Source organism: Hahella sp. CR1 (genome assembly GCF_029813005.1).
GTDB lineage: Bacteria > Pseudomonadota > Gammaproteobacteria > Pseudomonadales > Oleiphilaceae > Hahella.
Genome location: NZ_JAPELK010000004.1, coordinates 36058 through 57521, shown reverse-complemented (window position 1 = coordinate 57521; position 21464 = coordinate 36058). Strand labels below are relative to the sequence as shown.

Sequence of the window (21464 nt, the reverse complement as noted above, 5' to 3'; positions counted from 1 at the left end):
CTACCTCATAAACCTTAAATAACTTGTCTAAACCCTAAAATGATACCGATACGCTTGCAGAAACGTTGTCCCGGTCATTGAGGTAATTGTACGGCTCGCCCCCGAAGTAGTTGGTGTAGCCAATGGAGGCGGAGTATTTGTTCAGATAGACGCCCTTCAGAGTCAGACCTACCGCTTTAGAGCCTTCTTTGAAAGGCGCTCCGGGTTCCGGCGCATAACCTTTAACGTCGTGACTCCACGCCAGTGACGGCTCTAAGTTAATGCCTGCGAAAACATTCGGATAATCAAGCGTGAAGCGCATGCGATAGCCTGCGGAGAAGTCAGTGACATATCCTTTATCTTCACAAAAGCTGGGATTCAGGTTCACCGCAGGGTTCTCACAACTGAGCCCTGAACCATTCTTCACTGGCCCGATTCCATATGTGCTATCCCGCCCATAGCGGGAGTCATTCGGTAAATCATGTACAAACACAGCGCCAACTTCAGACACAAACGTCAACCGGCTTGCGCCCAGAACCTGATCAATAAACTTGATAAAGGTTACTTGCGCTTGAGTGACAGCGAATTCATCGTAGCCACGCAGCACCTGCCCTGCTACCGCCTCATCAGCAAAAGCGCTAAACGGAGCTTGACGACTGGCGGCGGTTAATTCAAAAGTATTTTTCTGAATAGGCAAGTTTGGCCTGTGAGTAATTTCACCACCGATAGACCAGCCGCTGTCAGTGCTAGTGTTAAAGCTTATGCCAAACAACTGTATATCTTCGGGATACTCAATAAAGTATTTAGCGCCTTGCCCTGTCGATGCATCCTGAACAAGAAACGACGCGTAGGGCAATCTGCTGTGATAATTCACAAAGTAAAAGCCGAACTCAGTATCGCCAAGATCAGCGGCATACCAGCGCGCAGCAATCCCAAACTGGCCGTTATTATCCGGCTCATTATCAGCTAAACGCTCATTTACAGTGTCGATACCAGATCTTTCTTCTAAGTCAACTATTACTGACTCTGGAGATTGAGCAGTCGTAACGATCCCCCCACAACCATCCGGGCCAGAATCGCTGTTAGAGAAGAAGGTTCCACAAGGGTCTGCTTCCGCCTTTTCCCACTCTATTTGGTAAAATAACTCGGTTGTCAGATCTTCAGTGATGCCCACCGACATATAGAACATGTTAACGGGCAATAGCACGTCTTTTACTTCGGCTCCAGGCGCCCTGGCTGCCGAAGCGTCGATAGGGTTGATAATATTAACGCCACCCAAAATAAACGTACTTTCCCCCCAACTGACCACCTGACGACCTAAGCGCGCGTTAACAGGCGTATCGCCTAAGTACCAGTCTCCCCAGACATAGGCATCTAAAAAGCGCACATCAGCGCCGGCTTGCTCTAAGCCCTGTTTATTAATGGGACGAGTTTGGCCAGCCTCATCATAAGCACGGCCCTCATCCATCAGTTCTTTGTCATAAAAATAGCGTAACCGAGTGAAACCACCGTAATCGCCATAACGTAACATCAGGTCAGAGGTGCCCTTGATGATTTTTGAATACGTTTCGCCTTGTTTGAAGTTCCAGTTGCCATTATCACTGTTATGTGAAGACGCTGCGTTTGAATAGGAACCTGATGGTGGCGTAGACAGCCCCTGGTTGCCAGGGCTCAACTGATTCTTGTCGCGATCGGATATCCGCCAGCTAGCTCCGGCGGTGAGGGTGGTGTCCAGCGAGCCTTCAATGTCGCCCAGATAAAATTGAAACGCCTGCGCCGGAGCAGAGATTATCGCCGCCACTGCGGCGGCCAACGGTAATTTGGTCCACTGACGCCAACGTTTATTTTTATTTATCATCGAACGCTACTCCGTTATTTTTCTTAGATCTTCATGCCATGCAGGAAGACGTTCTGTGTAAACCCAATTTTTGTTTGTTTTATTATCGACCCCTAGAAGATGTAAAAGACGTGAAATCACGGCGGAATCTTCTACGATGAAAGTCTCATACACTATAGACGCTAATGCCCGGATTCACCAATAGTCTAAATAAAAAACGCAAGTTATGAAAAAATAAGAAAGTTATGGGTTTTATTAAGGATTTTCAGGCGGCAAACAAATAGCAAATTCGACCTGTTTTAGCATGGGTATTTTTTACGGTATTTATGTCATATAAGAATTGATAAACAAGTCGCAAAATCTATCTCATTCCCCTATCTATTTATGCTTTAGCCCTAACGAAAAACTATCCCGCTCCCTTACGTTGCATTTGCAACGTAAGGGAGACATGATGAATCCAAGGTCAGACGGCTAAGCCGTCAACAAAAAAAACAAGAGAAACACACCAAAAACAATAGGAGAAAAACATGAATGCGAGAGAGGTTGTAATTGTGTCGGGAGCCAGAACCCCAATGGGCGGTTTTCAGGGCTCCTTGAGTTCATTGACCGCTGTGGAGCTGGCCGCTGCGTCTATTAAAGAAGCGGTTTCCCGCGCCAGCCTGCAACCTGACGACATTCAGGAAGTCATCATGGGCTGCGTTCTTCCCGCAGGCCTGAAGCAAGGCCCCGCGAGACAGGCCATGCTGGACGCAGGCATTCCCAACTCTACAGGCGCCACCACTATCAACAAGCTATGCGGCTCCGGCATGAAAGCCACCATGCTCGCGCATGACCTGATTGTCGCCGGAACCAACGAAGTCATGATTGCCGGCGGTATGGAAAGCATGAGCAACGCGCCTTACCTGCTGCCAAAGGCCCGTTCAGGCTATCGCATGGGCCATGGAGAAGTAAAAGACCACATGTTCCTTGATGGACTGGAAGACGCCAAAACCGGACGCCTGATGGGCTCATTCGCTGAGGAAGTCGCCGGTAAGTTCGGCATCACCCGCGAGCGGATGGATGATTTCGCCATCAGATCGTTGAAACTTGCCCAGGAAGCGATTGAAAGCGGTGCGCTGAAGGACGAAATTGTTCCTGTCACAGTATCGTCGCGCAAGGGCGACGTCCTGGTAGAACATGACGAGCAACCAGGCTCAGCCAATCTTGAAAAGATTCCCACACTGAGACCCGCATTTCAGAAAGACGGCTCCATCACTGCCGCCAACTCCAGCTCTATCTCCGACGGCGCTTCAGCCATGGTATTGATGAGTCGTGAGGAAGCTGACCGCCGCGGCGCGAAGCCTTTCGCCAAAATCGTCGCTCACAGCACCCATTCCCAGGCTCCTTCAGAGTTCACCATTGCCCCTATCGGAGCCATTCAAAAGGTTCTGCAGAAAGCGGGCTGGTCAAAGGATGAAGTCGACCTGTTTGAAATCAACGAAGCTTTCGCCATGGTGACCATGCTGGCGATTCAGGAGTTGGGCTTGGATGGAGAGAAAGTCAATGTGTTCGGCGGCGCCTGCGCTCAGGGCCATCCCGTTGGCTCAACCGGCTCACGAATTATTATTACCCTCATGCATGCACTGAAGCGTCTAGGCAAGAAGCGCGGCGTAGCAGCGCTCTGTATTGGCGGAGGCGAAGCAACTGCAGTCGCCATTGAGCTTATCTAATCAGATAATGCCCATTAAATATGACAAGGGGCCGAATTCGGCCCCTTGTCATTACTGAGGAATATCAGGGGCGGTGCGGCGACGCCAAGTATTCCTGAGACTGCATTTCCAGCAATCGACTCTCTGTTCTCTCAAACTCAAACCTGAGGCGCTCGCCCTGGTATATCTCATTAATGCCGGCGGCGGCGGAGATAATCATTTTTACGCGGCGATCATAAAACTCGTCTACCAAGTTAATAAATCTCCGCGCCTGATCTTCTTTATTGGCCTCAAGCACAGGGACGTTGCTTACCAGCACCGCGTGAAACTCACGCGCCAGCTCTATGTAGTCGTTCTGACTGCGGGGCCCATCGCACAGCTCTTTAAAGTCAAACCAGATAACGTCATCCGCCCGACGTATCGCGTTCAGCTTGCGACCATTAATCAGAATATCGGTTTGGTGAGCCCCTGCTTCCACGGCCAAACGCTCGTAACTTTGCGCCAGACTCAACTGGGCGTCTTCATCCAAAGGATAGTGATAGAGCTCCGCCTGTTGCAGCGTTCGCAGGCGATAGTCCATACCGCCGTCAACATTCACCACTTCGGTATGCTGATTCAACAAAGCGATTGCGGGCAGGAATCGTTGCCGCTGTAAACCGTCTTTATACAAGCCGTCAGGCACGATATTCGAAGTGCACACCAATGAAACGCCCCGCTCAAACAAGGCTTCAAGCAAGGTGGCGAGGATCATGGCGTCGCCAATATCGGTGACAAAGAACTCATCGAAGCAGATGACCCGCGCGTCGCGACTGAAGTTATCAGCGACGATCTCCAGCGGATTCTTTTCCCCTTTAAGCTGCTTCAGCTCCTGATGCACCCTCTGCATGAAGCGATGAAAGTGCACGCGCATTTTGCGTTTAAAAGGCAGACACTCATAAAAAGTGTCCATCAGATAGGTTTTGCCACGCCCGACGCCCCCCCAGAAGTACAAGCCCTTCTCGGGAGTGGCATCCGCTTTTGTCAGCCCGATTTTCCGCGCCAGGCGCTGAATACGGCTAGCCTGAAGACGCTTGCTTTCCGCCGCCGTCAGGCGTTCAAACAACACCTGCAGCTTTTCAACCGCCATTTCCTGAGCGGGATCATAGGAGAAATCCTGGCGTTCGAGATCTTGTCGATACTTTTCAATAGGAGTCGTCACTGCCTGACTCGCCTCACTGATAAATGATGTTCAAGTCGCCAACTAATTATAGTTGGCCGAAATTGCGCGCTTATTTTGCCTTTTTCTAAACATATTGACTACACAGGTAAGGGATATTCCCGACCCCTTCGCATGCCGCGTCGTTGCGAGGGTCCAGTGCGACCAAAAGCTACCCGCCAGCAATGGAAATCGAGGCGCTTTTGTCGTTATACTACCTCACTCCTCCGGTTCACAATTCCTTGCAAATTTAAGTGTTGAAAGAATTATGGGATCTACCATTGTTATAGCGGCGGTAACTTTTCTGGTCGGTTTAGGCCTGGGCGTTCTGCTGCACAAGCTGCTGCATTCTGAAACCGCTAAAAACCGGCGTTTGGAACGCCAGATTGATCATCTGCAGGATCAACACACCCGCTATCAAGCGGAAGTCGCCGAGCACTTCTCTCGTACGGCGGAGATGCTGGGCAAGCTTAACGCCAACTATCGCGATATATTCAATCATCTGGCTGTCGGCGCCGAGCGCTTATGCAGCGACAGCGAATTCAAGTCGCTGGTGTCGTCCGCCACGCCTTCGCTATCCGTGAAGCGTAAAGAGGGCAAAAACAAAGCTGAAGAAGATACAGTCTTTGAACCGCCTCGGGACTACGCTCCCAAAGCGGACCCTAAAGAAAAAGGCACTCTATCGGAGGATTATGGGTTCGAAAGCCGATCACATAATTCGCCAGAAGCCGCTTCTGAAGGCGAGAAATATTAGTCCGCCTTTATGCGCGATAATCCGGTTAAACCGGGTTATCGCCATCGAAGAAACTCACTTCCACATCTACGCTACCAGCAAGCGCTTTACCAAGAGCCTGCACCCCATAGCGCTCTGTCGCATGATGCCCCGCAGCGACATATACAATTCTCTGCTCTCGGGCGCTGTGCACAGTCTGCTCTGATATTTCGCCGCTTAAATAAACATCCACCCCCATGCTGACCGCCTGATCGATAAACCCTTGCGCCCCACCAGTACACCAGGCGACGGTGCTGACCACTTGGTCTGGGTCATCTCCAATAATCAAAGGCGCACGCTGTAAACGGCTGGCAAGATACTCGGACAAGCCACTGACAGTCATTGGCTGAGGCAATGCGCCCCGCCACAACAACCCATCCACATCCCCCGCTTTCACCCTGCTCTCAACGGTAAAGCCCAAGTGCGCAGCCAGCGCGGCGTTATTGCCATAGTCAGGGTGAATATCCAGCGGAAGGTGGTAGGCGATCAGATTAATGTCGTGTTGCAACAGTTTAGCGATGCGCCTGCGCTTCATACCGACAATCGCCGCGCTTTCGCCTTTCCAGAAATACCCATGGTGCACCAGCACCGCATCAGCGCCTTGCTCAATCGCAGCGTCCAGCAACTGCTCGCTGGCCGTAACGCCGCACAGTATCTTGCGGACATTCTTGCGCCCTTCCACCTGCAAACCATTAGGGCAGTAGTCCCTGATCCGGTCCGGTTGTAACCAGTTGTTCAGCAGTGTCATTATTGTCGAGATATCAGTCATGGCCTACTCCTCCATCGTTGCAGTTATGTTAACATTCCGCGCCAGTGCCGCCAAAGAACGAGAAAAATGAGACAGTTAGCAGCTTATGGAATCGCCGTGGCAATTGGTTTGTTAGCCGCTGGCGCTTATCTCTTTTTTATGAAGCATCCAACGTCGCAACCCCAGCCGGCATTAACTTCATTCGCCGACGCCGTTGAGCAGACGCTGCCTTCCGTCGTCAATATCTACAGCGAAGAACCCAACCCCGCGCTGTCCGACGCTATTTGGAACAACCCCTTACTCTCCAACTACTCCAAGAATATTACGCCCCCGGAGCCCACGCTAAGCAGACTGGGCTCCGGCGTCATCATCGATAAACAAGGGCATATCCTAACCAATTACCATGTGGTTAAGTCCACGGAACTGATCAGGATCATGCTGTCCGATGGACGGGAAACCCCCGCTGAGATCGTAGGCCTGGACAGTGAAGCCGACCTCGCCGTACTGAAACCCAAACAGGACGGACTTCAGGCAATCCCGGTCAGCCAGTCTCAACCCCGAGTGGGAGATATCGTGCTGGCGATTGGCAACCCGTTTGGCGTCGGCCAGGCCGTGACGCAAGGCATCATAAGCGGACTGGGGCGGTCAAACCTGGGGCTCGCCACCTATGAGAACTACATTCAGACAGATGTCGCCATCAACCCGGGGAATTCCGGCGGCGCTTTGATTAACGCTAAAGGCGAGTTGGTCGGCATCGTCACCGCGGTGTTCTCAACTACAGGTGGCTACCAGGGCATTAGCTTCGCCATCCCCGCGCAGTCGGCCATGGCGATAGCTCAGGATTTAATCCAGTATGGACGGGTGATTCGCGGATATCTGGGAGTGGAAATGCATGAGCTGGCGCGCCATGAAGCGGACTTTTTTGGCCTCACGGACACCAATGGATTATTGATAACAGGCGTCCAGCCAGATAGCCCAGGTAGTAAAGCAGGATTAGAGGCTGGCGATGTGCTTTTAATGATCAACGACATGTCTATGAGAACGTCACAGCAAGCCAGGGACTTTGTTTCACACAACAAGCCTGGAGATCAGATCAAGTTGACGGTGTTCAGGCGCGGCCAGTCCGTATATCTGACCGCCACCTTACAACAGCGCGCAGGCAATGAAGGGGATTAACCTGAGGTTATCCCCTTACCGACTCCAAAGCCTCTATCAGCGCCTTCAGCATTGCTTCATTTTCTTCGTGGCTTCCAACCGTCAAACGTAAGCACCCTGCCAGCTTGGGATGTCCGCCATCTAACAACTTAATCAAAACGCCGCGTTTTTTCATTTCACTGAAGACGGACTTGGCTGGCAAGTCGACACGCACCAAAATAAAGTTCGCCTCACTAGGATAGACCGTCACACCCGCCATCCCTCCAAGCTGAGCGTTTAACCAGCTACGCTGCTCCCGCAGCGCTTCTGTCTGTTTCACAAACTCTGGGAAATGCCGGATAGCCGTCAATACCGCGTTTTGCGTCAGGCAGTTGATATTGTATGGAAGGCGTACTTTATTCAGTTGCTCAATCCATTCCTGCGCGCCGAAGAGCATTCCGAAACGCAGTCCCGCCAATCCAACCTTCGAGAAGGTTCGCATCACCACAACATTGTCGTATTCGCTGACCCAGCTCATATAATCCGCGTCGGTAAAAGCCGTGTACGCCTCATCAATCACCACCAGTCCAGGGCTTGCGGCAACAATCTGGCGCAGCGTTTCATCATCAAACAGGTTGCCTGTTGGATTGTTAGGCTGAGCAATAAAAACCAGTGCGGGTTGATGACGTTTGATTGCGTCCAGCGTCGCCTGAGCGTCTATCTGGAATTCGTCATTCAGCGGAACGCCCACATACTCCGCGCCGATGAATGTCGCAATCATCTTATACATGACGAAGCTGGGCTCAACGGAGAGAATTGTCCGTCCCGGCCCAGCGACCGCCATAGCGAGAATCTGGATGATCTCATCCGAACCATTGCCGAACAGCATATCCACAGCATCAGGCAGGCTATAGAGCTCCCTTAACGCCGCTCTAATGGCGCCAGCGTCAGGGTCTGGATAGCGATTAATGGCTGCATCGCGCAAATCCGCCCCTAATTCGGCTTTTAATGCAGCGGGAAAGTCGAAAGGATTTTCCATTGCATCCAGTTTCATCAGGCCTGCGGCATCTGCAACGTGATAGGCGGAAAGCGCCTGAACTTCAGGGCGCACCCACTGGGTAATTCTGTCTTTAACGGACATAAGCCTATTCCTCGACTATGCGATACTCTGCGGATCGGGCATGGGCGGTCAGCCCTTCCCCACGCGCGAGCACCGACGCAATGCGCCCGGCGTCAGAGGCACCGCGACTGGAAAAATTGATCAGAGAAGAACGTTTTTGGAAATCATAAACGCCCAAAGGGCTTGAGAAGCGCGCAGTGCCCGACGTCGGCAATACATGGTTCGGCCCCGCGCAATAGTCACCCAAAGCTTCCGCCGTATAACGCCCCATAAATATGGCGCCGGCATGCCTGATATCAGGCAACAACGCATCAGGATCAGCAACCGAAAGCTCCAAGTGCTCAGGCGCGATAAGGTTAACCACCTCAACAGCATCTTTAAGATCAGCGACTTTAATAAAAGCCCCCCGCTCTTTTAAAGACACAGAAATAATATCCTTACGCTCCATACCCGGCAGCAGCTTCTCGATTGAGGCCTTCACCGCAGACAGGCAGTCCGCGTCAGGAGAAATAAGAATCGCCTGCGCATCCTGATCGTGCTCCGCCTGAGAGAACAGATCCATAGCGATCCAGTCTGGGTCCGTACCGCCATCGCAGACCACGCAGATTTCCGAAGGACCGGCGATCATGTCGATGCCAACGGTCCCGAACACCATGCGCTTCGCCATCGCCACGTAAATATTGCCTGGACCGACAATTTTATCGACCTTGGGAACGGTTTCTGTGCCGTAAGCTAAAGCCGCAACAGCTTGCGCGCCGCCAACGGTAAACACTCGATCGACTCCCGCCACCGCCGCTGCAGCAAGCACTAATTCGTTCACTTCGCCACGCGGAGTCGGCACGGTCATGATAATAGAGCCGACTCCCGCTACTTTCGCGGGAATCGCGTTCATAAGCACGGAAGAGGGATAAGCGGCCTTGCCGCCTGGAACATAGATGCCGACGCGATCCAAGGGAACCACCTGCTGCCCCAGGACGGTCCCATCCTCCTCTTGATAGGTCCAGGAAGGCTGAGCCTGCTTTTCATGATAACGACGAATGCGCTCGGCGGCGCTTTCCAGCGCGCTTTTCAACTCGGGACTAATAGAGGCGAGCGCCTGTTGCAGGCGATGATGCGGGATCTCCAGAGCACTCATTGAGGTTGCGCTCATATGATCAAAGCGATTTGTATATTCCAGCACCGCTTCATCACCACGAACGCGCACATCTTTCAGCACGCTCTCCACAACGCGATTCACTTCCGCGCTATCATCTTCCTGAAAAGCCAGCAAAGCTTCCAGCTGCGACTTAAAATCCGCCTGACTGCTATCTAATTCACGCATATCTTCAGTTCGCCTCATCCGCTACTTCATTAGTGTTCGCCCACGCCGACCTCTGCCCAAGCAGAGGCTCATCAAATCACTCAGCGCCCACCGCCTGCGCCAGTTTGTCGAGTATTGGCTGCAAACTGGCGTGTTTCATTTTCATTGAGGCGCTGTTGGCAATCAGCCTGGAGCTGATGTCGCATATCTTCTCGCGCGGCTCCAACCCGTTGGCCACGAGGGTATTGCCTGTATCGACAATATCTACAATTTCATCCGCCAGCCCCATCAGCGGCGCCAGTTCCATACCGCCATACAACTTGATGATGTCGGCCTGGATACCTTTTCCCGCGTAATAGCGCTTGGCGATGTTGACGAACTTGGTCGCCACTTTGATACGTCCCGATTTAGGCGTTGCGCCTTTCATCGCCGCCGTCATCAAACGACAGGTGGCGATTTTGAGGTCTAACGGCTCATAGAGGCCATCATAGCCGTGCTCCATCAGCACATCCTTACCCGCCACTCCCAAATCCGCCACACCATGCTGCACGTAGGTTGGGACGTCTGTGGCGCGCAACACAACCAGCCGCACATTGGGCTGGTTGGTGGTGAAGATCAGTTTGCGGCTTTTCTTTATATCGTCTTCCGGTTCAATACCGGCCGCCGCCAACAGCGGCAATGTGTCGTCCAGGATACGCCCCTTGGACAGGGCGATGGTGATGATCGCACTCATTACAGGATTCCGGATATTGGTGAATTGCTTCAGCCCGGCAGCCGACGAATCTTCGCGCCTAACAACTGCATTTTTTCTTCAATACACTCATAACCACGGTCGATATGATAAATGCGGTCTACAAGGGTATCCCCTTCCGCCACCAATCCGGCGATAACCAAGCTGGCGGAAGCGCGCAAGTCCGTCGCCATCACCGGAGCGCCGGTCAAAGACTCCACGCCCTCCACGATGGCGGTATTGCCTTCCAGCTTGATCTTCGCGCCCATGCGGCGCAGCTCCTGCACGTGCATGAAGCGGTTTTCAAATACGGTTTCAACAATAGCGCCAGTACCTTCCGCCACTGTGTTCATAGCGACGAACTGCGCCTGCATATCCGTTGGGAAAGCGGGATAAGGAGCAGTGCGCAAGCTTACCGCTTTCGGCCGGGCTCCTTTCATATCCAGCTCGATCCAGTCTGGGCCTGTGCTGATGTGCGCGCCGGCTTCATCCAGCTTCAACAAGACCGCTTCCAAAATGTCTTCACGCGTGTCTTTCACTCTAACCCGACCACGAGTCGCTGCGGCGGCCACCAGATAGGTTCCTGTCTCCACTCGATCCGGCAATACGTTGTAGCGGCAACCATGCAGACGCGGCACACCGTTAATTTCAATGGTTGAAGAGCCATGGCCGCGGATATCGGCGCCCATTGCAATCAGACACTCGGCAAGATCAATGACCTCGGGCTCACGTGCGGCGTTCTCAATTACCGTTTTACCGTCCGCCAGCGTCGCCGCCATCAGAAGGTTCTCCGTGCCAGTCACCGTCACGGTATCCATATAGATATGCGCGCCTTTCAGACGACCATTGGTTTTCGCTTTGATATAGCCGCCTTCGACCAGAATATCAGCGCCCATGGCTTCCAAACCGCGAATGTGCAGATCAACGGGTCTGCTGCCGATCGCGCAACCGCCCGGCAAGGAAACTTCCGCTTCGCCAAAGTGAGCCAGCATTGGCCCCAGCACCAGAATGGAAGCCCGCATGGTCTTTACCAGCTCATAAGGCGCAGTCAGATGCTTGATGGTATTGGCGTGTACTTCCACACACATTTTTTCGTCGATCATCAACTCAACGCCCATGCGGCCCAGCAGCTCGATCATGGTGGTGATGTCATTAAGGTGCGGCAGGTTGCCTATGGTGACGGGCTCGTCCGCCAACAATGTCGCAGCAAGGATTGGTAATGCGGAGTTCTTCGCGCCGGAGATACGAATATCTCCATTAAGCGGCTTGCTACCGCCGATCAATAATTTGTCCATTAAACTTACCTGGGTTGGAAAACGAATTATTTATTCGCGGCGGCCCACTCGTCGGGAGTGTATGTTTTGATTGAAACAGCGTGTACGGTGCCGTCAGCGATCAGATCATGGATGCAGCTGTACACCGCTTGCTGTTTTTTGACGGGAGAAAGGCCGGCGAAACGCTCACCGACGGCAACAACCTGATAATGATAGCCATCACCTTCTACACGGACTTCACAGTCGGACAGCTTTTCTTGCAAAATTTCTTGCAATGCTTCGGGTTGCATGCGCCCACTCCTCGTTATTCGTTGGCTGAACTAAACGAGACATTTTACCCCAAGCAGGGGCCAGGCCCAAGTTATGGATTGGAAACAATTTGCAGCGACTGCCGCAAATTGTTTTTTGGAAGGATATTTATTTAGCTAGACTGACTCATCCGCCAATGGCAAAACAGTCTCCACTCCGCTAACCCGCGCAATATCAAACATCTTGCCGGACAGGCCTGAGACACTGACATTCAAGCCTTTGGCCTCCGCCGCTGCAACCAGGCGCAACAACAATGATATCAAGACGCTTTGCGCATTTTCGACGAGAGAGACATCGATACGCAGCGGCGAAGCCGCGTCGGCGGATTGCACCGCCTTTTCGCCTTCGGCCAGCAAGTCAGCCACATTAGAGAGATCAACCGTCCCCGCAATACTGAGCGCCATTTCTCTGGACTGCGCATCCTTGGCGCAGGTCAATCTCGCCGACATTATTTCGCCTCGCCAGTCAGTTCGCCTTCTTCAATCCGGCTGGACCAGCTATCTACGACCTTGGTGATATCGCCATTGTGCACGTTAACCTGCTGCTCAAAGCGGTCTTTGAATGCTAGACCTATATTCACGCCGTTAACGATGACGTTCTCCAGCAACCATTTACTGTCGCGGTTCTTATACATTGAATAGATAACCGGGTACTTGTTGCCAGACGCGGAGATCACTTCCAAATCCACGCTTGCGCGCCCTTCATCTCTTGGATTGATGGTCGCAGCCAATACGTTGACTTTAAACTCGCCACTCTCCACCAGCGCTTTGCCATAAGCATCAAACAGACTCTTTTTGAATACTCCGACAAACTTTTCTTTCAGCTCATCACTGGCTTCTCTGCGATAACGCCCCATGACCCGCGCGGCAATCCGCTCAAAATCAACCAAATTTTGAAGCGCGCCCTCCATCACCCCATAAAACTTTTGCGGGTTCTCGTAATAAGTCTGCTTTTCTGACTGCAATTTGGTAACCAGCATTTTGGTGCTGTCCTGCACCACACCCATCACTTCCTGCTGCGCGTTGGCCTGCGCCACAACTGCAAACGCCATCATCGCCATGGCTGCAAACATGCGCCCAATATTCTTCACTGTTAACATCATGTTAATTGCCCAACTATTTCTTTGCCTGACTAGTACTAACTAAAATTCACAACTTCATTTTGAATTCAGAGATACAGCGACTTACTTACTGGTTGCAAAGTCACTTATCAGCTTCTCTAAATTAAGCGCCCCCTGCGTACTATAAAAGAAGTCCCCTTCCTTTAGGGCTTCCTCATCTCCACCAATGGAGACATTGATATACTTCTCTCCCAAAAGGCCTGCAGTACTAATAACTGCGACACTATCCGAACTTAGATAGTTCACATCCGCATCAATATCCATTTCCACAACAGCCTTAGACGACTTGGGATCCAGCGAAATACTGTTGACGCGCCCAATCGTGACGCCGGACAAGGACACTTTACCCCGCACTCTCAGCCCGCCCACATCAGTAAATTCCGCATACAATTTGTAGGTATCCTGCGTCGGACTCAGTGACAGCCCACTCACTTCCAGCGCCAATAGGAACAACGCCCCAATGCCGGCGACGATGAACGCCCCTACAGATATCTCCAGCGTACGAATCCGCATATTAAAAGTCTCCAAACATTACGGCGGTCAAAATAAAATCCAATCCAAGCACAGCTAACGATGAATACACGACGGTCTTGGTCGTCGCAGAGCTGATGCCTTCAGAAGTAGGGACCGAATCATACCCCTGAAAAACGGCGATCCAGGTACACACGACGCCGAACACGATGCTCTTGATAATCCCGTTGAGAATGTCGTCGGAGAAGTCCACAGACGCCTGCATGTTGCTCCAGAACGAGCCTTCATAGACGCCCAGCCACTCTACTCCCACCATTTTACCGCCCCAGACGCCCACCACGCTAAATATCATGGCCAACATCGGCATCGCGATAAACCCGGCAAGCAGTCGCGGCGCAATAATCTGCCGCAATGGGTCGACCCCCATCATTTCCAGGCTGGATAATTGCTCAGTCGCCTTCATTAACCCAATTTCAGCAGTCAGCGCAGAGCCGGCGCGTCCTGCAAATAATAACGCGGTCACTACCGGCCCGAGCTCACGCACCAGCGTCAGGGCGATCATCTGGCCAATAGCCTGCTCTGAACCATAGTCCACCAAAATATTGTAGCCCTGAAGGCCAAGCACCATGCCAATGAACAGCCCGCTAACGACAATAATCACCAGCGAGAGAACGCCGACTGAATAAAGTTGCTTGAGCAGTAGCGGCAAGCCTTTCATCCGTGGAGCGCCCAGTAACGACCCCACCAAGAATATTCCCGCCCGACCTAGCGAGCCGAGCGAAAGCAGGGCGTTTCTACCAAGCCTTTGTAGAAAATCCAGCATCCTGGTCTCCTCGTAACAAGTCCTCCGCATAGTCTGTCGCGGGAAAATGGAAAGGCACAGGCCCATCCGGCAAACCATTGAGGAACTGCTTGACGAAAGCATTCCCGCTGGAGCGCAATTCTTGTGGGCTACCCTGCCCCATCACCTTACCGTCTGCGACAATGCAAAGGTGGTCCGTAATGCTCAATGACTCCTGAATATCGTGGGACACAACCACACTGGTCAACCCCAACGCATCATTGAGCAAGCGAATCAGCTGGACAATCACCCCCATAGCAATAGGGTCCTGGCCGGTGAAAGGCTCATCGTACATCACCATTTCAGGGTCCATAGAGATAGCCCGCGCCAAAGCCACGCGACGAGCCATACCGCCAGACAACTCGCTTGGCATCAAATCACGCGCGCCGCGCAGCCCCACTGCGTGCAGCTTCATCAACACCAGGTCACGAATCATTGCTTCCGGTAGCTGAGTGTGAATCCGTAAAGGAAATGCGACATTTTCAAAGACATTGATGTCCGAAAAGAGCGCGCCAGACTGAAACAACATTCCCATACGCTCGCGCAATTCATATAACTCTTTGCGCTTCAGCTTTGGCACATTAAAGCCATTCACCCAAATGTCGCCTTTGTCAGGCTTCAATTGGCCGCCGATCAATTTAAGTAGAGTAGTCTTGCCCGTACCGCTGGGCCCCATGATGGTGGTGACCTTGCCTTTGGGTATATCGATGTCTACGTTATCGTAGATAAGCCTGTCGCCTCTGGCGAAGGTAAGCCCCCTGACTTCCACGTAATTGGAGGGGTTTTGCGTCATCTAAAATCACCTTAATCGCCCAGCCCGCGTAAACGCCCCCTTCCTGGAAGCATTAAGTATCCTAAAAACATAACCTTACGGCGGCTTTAGCGTTTCTGCCAAAAATAGCCTAAACAGCTGCGGAATATATCAGAAGATGTTTTAACTGCCCACATCTTTCCCGGCAAGTTGCAGCAGTCCCCGAGCGTCGTATAATACGCAGGCCTCGCCGAACGCCATTTTTTCGCAATATTGTTTAAGCAAGGCGGCGCAGAAGCATTACCGCGACAAAATATCCGCCACTGTCAACGCCATTAGGAACGCCAGATTAATGAGCCATCACGACCACGAATACATAAAGGCCGCAAGACGCACTATAGAAATGGAGATTCAGGCAGTCCAGGCGCTAAGCAGCCGGATTGACGATGCGTTTGTTAAGGCTTGCGACCTGATGCTGAACTGTAAAGGACGCGTGGTGGTTACCGGGATGGGTAAGTCAGGCCATATAGGTAACAAAATTGCCGCCACCCTCGCGTCCACAGGTACGCCGTCGTTTTTTCTACACCCCGGTGAAGCCAGCCACGGCGACCTCGGCATGGTCACCCCCGATGACGTTGTATTGGCGATATCCAACTCAGGCAACACGGCAGAAATTGTCACCATACTCCCCCTTTTGAAAAGAATGGGAGTTCCATTAATCAGCATGACCGGCAAACCGGACTCTACTCTTTCTGAAATCGCAGAGGCGAATATCGACGCCAGCGTTGCCACAGAGGCCTGCCCTCTTGGACTCGCTCCTACCTCCAGCACCACAGTTTGCCTGGTGCTGGGTGACGCTTTGGCGATAGCGCTGTTAGAAGCACGCGGCTTTACAGCAGAGGACTTTGCATTCTCTCACCCTGGCGGCGCTTTGGGCCGCAGGCTATTGCTGAAAATTTCCGACATCATGCATTCTGGCGACGCCGTCCCGGTCGTTAAAAGTGGAGCATCTTTGAGTGAGTCGCTCCTGCAAATGTCGCAGAAAGGCCTGGGCATGACTTGTATCGTCGACGCAGACGACAAGCTCCTCGGCGTGTTTACTGACGGCGATTTGCGCCGCACACTAGATAAAAACATCGATATTCGGAGCTGCGCCATTGATACGGTTATGACGGCAAACTGCAAGACTGTCACCAAAGACATGCTTGCCGCAGAAGCCCTGGGCTTGATGCAGGAGAAAAAGATCAACGCCCTGCCTGTCGTTAATGCTGACAATAAAGTGATTGGGGCCTTCAATACACAAGACATGCTACGCGCAGGAGTTATTTAATGTCGCCGTCTTTGACCGAACAACAGACCCAAGCCTTACAACAGATTAAACTCTTAGCGCTGGATGTAGACGGCGTTCTGACGGATGGGACCCTATACTTTGGCGAATCTGGCGAGCAGTTCAAACCCTTCTCTATACTTGACGGACTCGGCGTCAAGCTGTTGCAAAAAGCTGGAGTAACCGTCGCCATTATCACCGGCCGCAAGTCCGCCATGGTCGCAAAGAGAGCTGGAGACCTGGGCATTTTAGAGTTACTGCAAGGCCGCGAAGACAAACTTGTCGGGCTCAATGAGATTCGAGAAAAGCTTGGCTTAGAACTGAATGAATGCGCCTATGTCGGCGACGACCTTCCTGATCTGGCGGCCATTCGCAGTTGCGGATTTGGCGTTACTGTGCCTAACAGTCACTGGTTTGTTCGCCAGCACGCCACCTACTGCACCTCAGCCCAGGGCGGCAAAGGCGCGGTCAGAGAGGTGTGCGATATGATTCTGGCGGCGAAAGGCCTGCTCCACACCTCCTTGGAAGCCTACCTGTAACTTCATGACAGAACTGTTCAGACAATACAGCAAATGGCTCTACGCGGCTTTGGCGGCGTTTCTGGTTATTTATCTGGTCGCTTATCAGGACGAAGCAAGCGTCCCCTTCTTTGAGGAAGAACCGCTCCTGAAAGACGAACCTGACGCATTTGTCATCAACGCGGTTTACACCACCTACAACAAAGAGGGCGCACTCACCAGCCGCCTGCAAAGCCAACTGGCGAAGCACTATCCCGATACAGACACCGGCGTACTGACGCGCCCCAATCTGGAGATCTTCCAGCAAGGGGAGAAAAGCTGGCATGTGGAGTCTCTGGAAGGCGAACTGCTGATCAAGCAGGACACCCTGAAACTGCGTGGAGACGTGGAAGTAAATGGAGCCTCCAACGACGGAGCGCCGATTCTTATGCAAACGCAAGCGCTCGACTACAACAACAAGTCACGCTTTATCAGCACCGATCAACCCGTTAAGATAACTTCAAATATCAATCAGTTAACCGCTGTCGGAATGGAGGCGGACATTGATAAAAAGCTTATTGTATTACTTTCTCAGGTAACCGGCGTTTATGCACAACCCAAGTAAACTATTCACCGCGGCGCTGTTATTGGGCCTTATTTTCGCCCCGCTTAGCCATGCATTGGACCTTCTTAACGGCAGTGACGAACCGGTGCGCATCAAAGCGGGACGCTGGGAGAGAGATGGCCAGAAAGGCATCGACACCTATATCGGCAATGTCGTTATTATCCAGGGCAAATCCAGCATCGAGGCGGACAAAGTCATTTTATACACCGACGACAATGGCATCAGCCGCTTCCAGGCGACCGGCAAACCCGCTCACTTAGTGCAGTTTGACCAAGAAAAACAAACTGAAACTCACGCTTACGCAGAAAACATGGACTATGACCGTAGCCAGAGTAAAGTCGTTATGCGTAACCATGCACGCATTCTTCAGGACAACAGCTCAGTGGAAGGCGAAGAAATTATTTATTTCACAGACAAGCGTTTAGTCACGGCAAAGGGAGCCTCATCGGGCAATCAAACCGAGCAGGTTGAAATTATCTATCATCCGCCCAAATCTAATAAACAATGAGCACTCTCACCGCCAGAAATCTGGCCAAGGCCTACAAGAAACGGCCCGTAGTAAAAGATGTGTCCGTTGAAATTCGCAGCGGCGAAATCGTGGGCCTCCTCGGCCCTAACGGCGCTGGGAAGACTACCTGCTTCTACATGGTGGTAGGACTCATCCCCAGCGACAAAGGCAGCGTATTTATTGACGAAACGGAAATCACCGGCCTGCCTATGCACGGGAGAGCGCGCAAGGGCATTGGCTATCTGCCGCAGGAAGCTTCGGTCTTCAGAAAGCTGTCCGTAGAGGACAACATCTACGCCATCCTTGAGACCAGAGCGGATCTGAGCCGCAAGGAGCGTAAGCTTAAGATGGAAGAGCTGCTGCAGGAATTTCACATCACCCATATTCGTAAAAGCCTTGGCATGAGTCTCTCGGGGGGCGAGCGTCGACGCGTGGAAATCGCTCGCGCGCTGGCTACGGAGCCAAAGTTTGTCTTATTGGATGAGCCTTTCGCCGGGGTGGATCCTATTTCCGTCAATGATATCAAGCAGATTATCGAGCATCTCAAAAAGCGCGGCATCGGCGTTTTAATTACAGACCATAATGTGCGCGAGACCTTGGATATTTGTGAACGCGCCTATATTGTCAGTGAAGGATTTATTATCGCAAGCGGCGCCCCAAGTGATATCCTTGCCAACCCAAAGGTTAGAGAGGTCTATCTGGGTGACCAGTTCAAACTTTAGTTTAACCGGCGGCTTCCATCTCAGATGGACCTCAAGGCTCAAGAGCTTAGGATTAAAGCACCTAATAACTATGAAAAACTCACAAGATCTGTGCCTGAATCGGTGGTAAGCATCAGATGGTTATGAAAACTTCATTGCAGTTAAAGCTGGGTCAACAGCTGACCATGACCCCGCAACTGCAACAAGCAATAAAACTTTTGCAGCTTTCAACACTGGATTTACAGCAGGAGATTCAACAAGCGCTTGAGTCCAACCCCATGCTGGAAGTGTCTGAAGAAGACGAATCTCCCAACCACGTTCAGAACGATACGATCAGCGACATGCTCGCCAATAACTCCAGCAAGGAGCGAACGCAAGAGTCGGGCATGGATGAAGGAGGATTCGCCGAAGAGGACAACTGGTCCGATTCCATTCCGAACGACCTCCCCGTCGATACCGCCTGGGATGATGTCTTCCAGAGCGGATCAAGCAGCTACAGCGGCGGCGAAGATGACGAATACGACTTCGAATCCCGCAATAGCAAAGGCGAAACCCTGCAAGACCACCTTCTCTGGCAACTGAACCTTACCCCCATGTCCGACATTGACCGCATGATCGCTGTTGCGATAATTGATGCAGTCAATACTGATGGCTATCTCTCCCTCACTCCAGACGAAATTCATGGCGGACTGCAAACTGAGGGGGAAGAAGAAATTGAGCTGGACGAAGTACGCGCCGTCTTAAAGCGAGTGCAGCAATTCGATCCTCCTGGAGTCGCCACTTGCAACTTGCAGGACTGCCTGCTGAGTCAGTTGAATCAACTGCCTAAAGACACCCCCTGGTTGGGTCAGGCCAAGCTGGTGGTCAGCCACTATATCAATCTGCTTGGCAACCGCGACTACGCCCAGTTGATGCGCCGCAGCCGCCTGAAAGAAGACGATCTGCGGGAAGTTCTCAAACTGATTCAAAGCCTGAACCCAAGACCGGGCGAAGGCATTCAGGAAAGCAATACCGAATACGTGGTTCCTGACGTTATCGTCAAAAAAGCCAACGGCCGCTGGCTGGTTGAGCTGAACCCTGAAATCGCTCCCAAGATTCGTATCAACCCTGGCTATGCAGGTTTGGTGAGACGCGCGGACAACAGCTCAGACAACACTTATTTACGCGACCAGTTACAGGAAGCGCGCTGGTTTATCAAAAGCTTGCAAAGCCGTAATGAAACTCTGTTGAAAGTCGCTTCACAAATCGTCGAACATCAGCAAGGATTCCTTGAGTACGGCGAAGAGGCGATGAAGCCACTGGTGCTGCACGATATTGCGGAGGCGGTGGAGATGCATGAGTCGACGATTTCCCGGGTGACCACCCAGAAATACATGCACACTCCTCGCGGCGTATTTGAGCTGAAGTACTTTTTCTCCAGCCATGTCAGCACAGACACGGGTGGCGAGTGTTCTTCGACCGCTATTAGAGCTATTATCAAGAAGTTAGTCGCGGCGGAATCACCGAAGAAACCATTGAGCGACAGCAAAATTGCTGCGCTGCTTGGCGACCAGGGCATCAACGTCGCCCGTCGCACGATCGCAAAGTACCGGGAGGCGCTTTCCATTCCGCCTTCCAATGAACGTAAGCGATTAATTTAAAAGGAGGAATACAGGCATAAGACTTAAATCAAATAGTCACAAATTGGATGTGCTAGTATTTTTCATGGAAGTGCAAAATTCATAATGCACCGTATATTGGCATTAGGAGCAAAGTATGCAAATGAACATCACCGGACATCAAGTCGAGTTAACTGAAGCACTAAAAGACTACGTTAACAACAAGTTCGACAAGCTCGAACGACACTTCGACAGTATCAGTAATGTCCAAGTTACGCTCTCCATTCAAAAACAGCGTCAGATTGCGGAAGCAACCATGCACATAAGCGGCGCTGACCTGCATGCCAATGCTGAACACGAAGATATGTACGCGTCAATTGACGCACTGGTGGACAAATTAGACCGCCAGATCCTCAAACACAAAGAGAAGCACGTTGATCGGATGCACGGCGCATCCGCCAGATAACAGAACATGGCCCAAACCACACTAACTATTGAGTCAATTATCTCGCCCGCCCTCACACGCTGTGGGGTGTCGGGCTCGAGTAAGAAGCGCGTTCTCGAATATATCGCCAATCTGATTGCGCAACATTTTCCGTTTTTGGACGAGAACGCCATTTTTACCAACCTGATATGCCGTGAAAGACTCGGCAGCACTGGTATCGGCCAGGGTATCGCAATACCTCATTGCCGCCTGGAAAACTGCGACCGCATCATAGGGGCCTTGCTTACACTCAAGGACAAAATCCCTTTTGACGCCATAGACAACGAACCTGTGGACCTGCTGTTCGTTCTGATCGTGCCTCAAGAGGCCACCAGCGAACACTTGGACCTTCTGAGCCAGCTGGCCCAGAAATTCAATGACCGTCGCTTCTGCGAACACCTACGCGACTGTGACAACGACGAAACCCTGTTCAGGAGGGTGCTGGAGAAATAATC

24 protein-coding genes are annotated in these 21464 nt (G+C 52.0%); 11 read left to right on the top strand and 13 right to left on the bottom strand.

The window, feature by feature from the left end; translation table 11 throughout:
- Positions 1 to 34: 34 nt before the first annotated feature.
- On the bottom strand, positions 35 to 1837 hold the full coding sequence (locus ONV78_RS10850) for a DUF1302 domain-containing protein (RefSeq protein WP_279503149.1): 1803 nt from the start codon (positions 1835 to 1837) through the stop codon (positions 35 to 37).
- Between the two features lie 506 nt (positions 1838 to 2343).
- Here ONV78_RS10850 and ONV78_RS10845 point away from each other — a divergent pair.
- Entirely contained in the window at positions 2344 to 3525 is a 1182-nt protein-coding gene (locus ONV78_RS10845) for a thiolase family protein (RefSeq protein WP_279503148.1), read from the top strand.
- Between the two features lie 64 nt (positions 3526 to 3589).
- On the opposite strand, the gene zapE is transcribed toward ONV78_RS10845, so the two are convergent.
- On the bottom strand, positions 3590 to 4702 hold the full coding sequence (zapE, locus tag ONV78_RS10840) for a cell division protein ZapE (protein ID WP_279503147.1): 1113 nt from the start codon (positions 4700 to 4702) through the stop codon (positions 3590 to 3592).
- 265 nt (positions 4703 to 4967) lie between these two features.
- Between zapE and ONV78_RS10835 the strand changes: the two genes are divergently transcribed.
- On the top strand, positions 4968 to 5453 hold the full coding sequence (locus ONV78_RS10835) for a YhcB family protein (RefSeq protein ID WP_216735043.1): 486 nt from the start codon (positions 4968 to 4970) through the stop codon (positions 5451 to 5453).
- Between the two features lie 25 nt (positions 5454 to 5478).
- Here the strand turns inward: ONV78_RS10835 and ONV78_RS10830 are convergent, their stop codons facing one another.
- Positions 5479 to 6240, bottom strand: coding sequence for a Nif3-like dinuclear metal center hexameric protein (locus ONV78_RS10830; protein ID WP_279503146.1), 762 nt, complete (start codon positions 6238 to 6240; stop codon positions 5479 to 5481).
- 66 nt (positions 6241 to 6306) lie between these two features.
- On the opposite strand from ONV78_RS10830, the gene ONV78_RS10825 reads away from it, so the two are divergent.
- A complete protein-coding gene (locus ONV78_RS10825) occupies positions 6307 to 7395 on the top strand; it encodes a trypsin-like peptidase domain-containing protein (protein WP_279503145.1) in 1089 nt (362 codons plus the stop codon).
- 7 nt (positions 7396 to 7402) lie between these two features.
- Here ONV78_RS10825 and hisC read toward each other — a convergent pair whose 3' ends face one another.
- The 10 genes from hisC to ONV78_RS10775 form a co-directional block, all read right to left on the bottom strand.
- Positions 7403 to 8494, bottom strand: a complete 1092-nt coding sequence (gene hisC, locus ONV78_RS10820; RefSeq protein ID WP_279503144.1) for a histidinol-phosphate transaminase — start codon at positions 8492 to 8494, stop codon at positions 7403 to 7405.
- A gap of 4 nt (positions 8495 to 8498) precedes the next feature.
- Positions 8499 to 9794: a histidinol dehydrogenase gene (gene hisD / locus ONV78_RS10815; protein WP_279503143.1), complete on the bottom strand. Its 1296-nt coding sequence runs from the start codon at positions 9792 to 9794 to the stop codon at positions 8499 to 8501.
- A gap of 76 nt (positions 9795 to 9870) precedes the next feature.
- Positions 9871 to 10506, bottom strand: a complete 636-nt coding sequence (gene hisG, locus ONV78_RS10810) for an ATP phosphoribosyltransferase (RefSeq protein ID WP_279503142.1) — start codon at positions 10504 to 10506, stop codon at positions 9871 to 9873.
- A gap of 29 nt (positions 10507 to 10535) precedes the next feature.
- Complete coding sequence (gene murA / locus ONV78_RS10805; protein WP_216735049.1) at positions 10536 to 11798, bottom strand: UDP-N-acetylglucosamine 1-carboxyvinyltransferase; 1263 nt, start codon at positions 11796 to 11798, stop codon at positions 10536 to 10538.
- A 26-nt stretch (positions 11799 to 11824) separates the two neighbouring features.
- Positions 11825 to 12067 (bottom strand): BolA family protein, encoded by a 243-nt coding sequence (locus ONV78_RS10800; RefSeq protein WP_127968995.1) that lies wholly within the window; start codon positions 12065 to 12067, stop codon positions 11825 to 11827.
- A gap of 135 nt (positions 12068 to 12202) precedes the next feature.
- Entirely contained in the window at positions 12203 to 12535 is a 333-nt protein-coding gene (locus tag ONV78_RS10795; protein WP_216735050.1) for an STAS domain-containing protein, read from the bottom strand.
- Complete coding sequence (locus ONV78_RS10790) at positions 12535 to 13188, bottom strand: ABC transporter substrate-binding protein (RefSeq protein WP_279503141.1); 654 nt, start codon at positions 13186 to 13188, stop codon at positions 12535 to 12537. The genes ONV78_RS10795 and ONV78_RS10790 overlap by 1 nt, the downstream gene beginning before the upstream one ends.
- 81 nt (positions 13189 to 13269) lie before the next feature.
- On the bottom strand, positions 13270 to 13719 hold the full coding sequence (mlaD, locus tag ONV78_RS10785) for an outer membrane lipid asymmetry maintenance protein MlaD (protein WP_216735052.1): 450 nt from the start codon (positions 13717 to 13719) through the stop codon (positions 13270 to 13272).
- A 1-nt stretch (position 13720) separates the two neighbouring features.
- On the bottom strand, positions 13721 to 14500 hold the full coding sequence (gene mlaE, locus ONV78_RS10780) for a lipid asymmetry maintenance ABC transporter permease subunit MlaE (protein ID WP_216735053.1): 780 nt from the start codon (positions 14498 to 14500) through the stop codon (positions 13721 to 13723).
- Entirely contained in the window at positions 14472 to 15311 is an 840-nt protein-coding gene (locus ONV78_RS10775; protein ID WP_216735054.1) for an ATP-binding cassette domain-containing protein, read from the bottom strand. The genes mlaE and ONV78_RS10775 overlap by 29 nt, the downstream gene beginning before the upstream one ends.
- Before the next feature lie 310 nt (positions 15312 to 15621).
- Between ONV78_RS10775 and ONV78_RS10770 the strand changes: the two genes are divergently transcribed.
- From ONV78_RS10770 to ptsN, 8 genes are all read left to right on the top strand, one after another.
- Positions 15622 to 16599 carry a KpsF/GutQ family sugar-phosphate isomerase gene (locus ONV78_RS10770; protein ID WP_279503140.1) on the top strand — a complete coding sequence of 326 codons (978 nt, stop codon included), beginning with the start codon at positions 15622 to 15624 and terminating at the stop codon, positions 16597 to 16599.
- The gene (locus ONV78_RS10765; RefSeq protein WP_279503139.1) at positions 16599 to 17135 is read left to right on the top strand and encodes an HAD-IIIA family hydrolase; all 537 of its coding nucleotides are present in this window, start codon (positions 16599 to 16601) and stop codon (positions 17133 to 17135) included. Before ONV78_RS10770 ends, ONV78_RS10765 begins: the two co-directional genes overlap by 1 nt.
- Positions 17136 to 17139: 4 nt before the next feature.
- Entirely contained in the window at positions 17140 to 17718 is a 579-nt protein-coding gene (lptC, locus tag ONV78_RS10760; protein WP_216735056.1) for an LPS export ABC transporter periplasmic protein LptC, read from the top strand.
- On the top strand, positions 17702 to 18226 hold the full coding sequence (gene lptA / locus ONV78_RS10755; RefSeq protein ID WP_279503138.1) for a lipopolysaccharide transport periplasmic protein LptA: 525 nt from the start codon (positions 17702 to 17704) through the stop codon (positions 18224 to 18226). The genes lptC and lptA overlap by 17 nt, the downstream gene beginning before the upstream one ends.
- Positions 18223 to 18948 carry an LPS export ABC transporter ATP-binding protein gene (lptB, locus tag ONV78_RS10750; protein ID WP_127968985.1) on the top strand — a complete coding sequence of 242 codons (726 nt, stop codon included), beginning with the start codon at positions 18223 to 18225 and terminating at the stop codon, positions 18946 to 18948. The genes lptA and lptB overlap by 4 nt, the downstream gene beginning before the upstream one ends.
- 122 nt (positions 18949 to 19070) lie before the next feature.
- The gene (locus ONV78_RS10745; RefSeq protein ID WP_279503137.1) at positions 19071 to 20567 is read left to right on the top strand and encodes an RNA polymerase factor sigma-54; all 1497 of its coding nucleotides are present in this window, start codon (positions 19071 to 19073) and stop codon (positions 20565 to 20567) included.
- Between the two features lie 115 nt (positions 20568 to 20682).
- Positions 20683 to 20991: a ribosome-associated translation inhibitor RaiA gene (gene raiA / locus ONV78_RS10740; protein ID WP_011399058.1), complete on the top strand. Its 309-nt coding sequence runs from the start codon at positions 20683 to 20685 to the stop codon at positions 20989 to 20991.
- A gap of 6 nt (positions 20992 to 20997) precedes the next feature.
- Positions 20998 to 21462, top strand: coding sequence for a PTS IIA-like nitrogen regulatory protein PtsN (gene ptsN, locus ONV78_RS10735; RefSeq protein WP_127968983.1), 465 nt, complete (start codon positions 20998 to 21000; stop codon positions 21460 to 21462).
- The last annotated feature ends 2 nt before the right edge of the window (positions 21463 to 21464 follow it).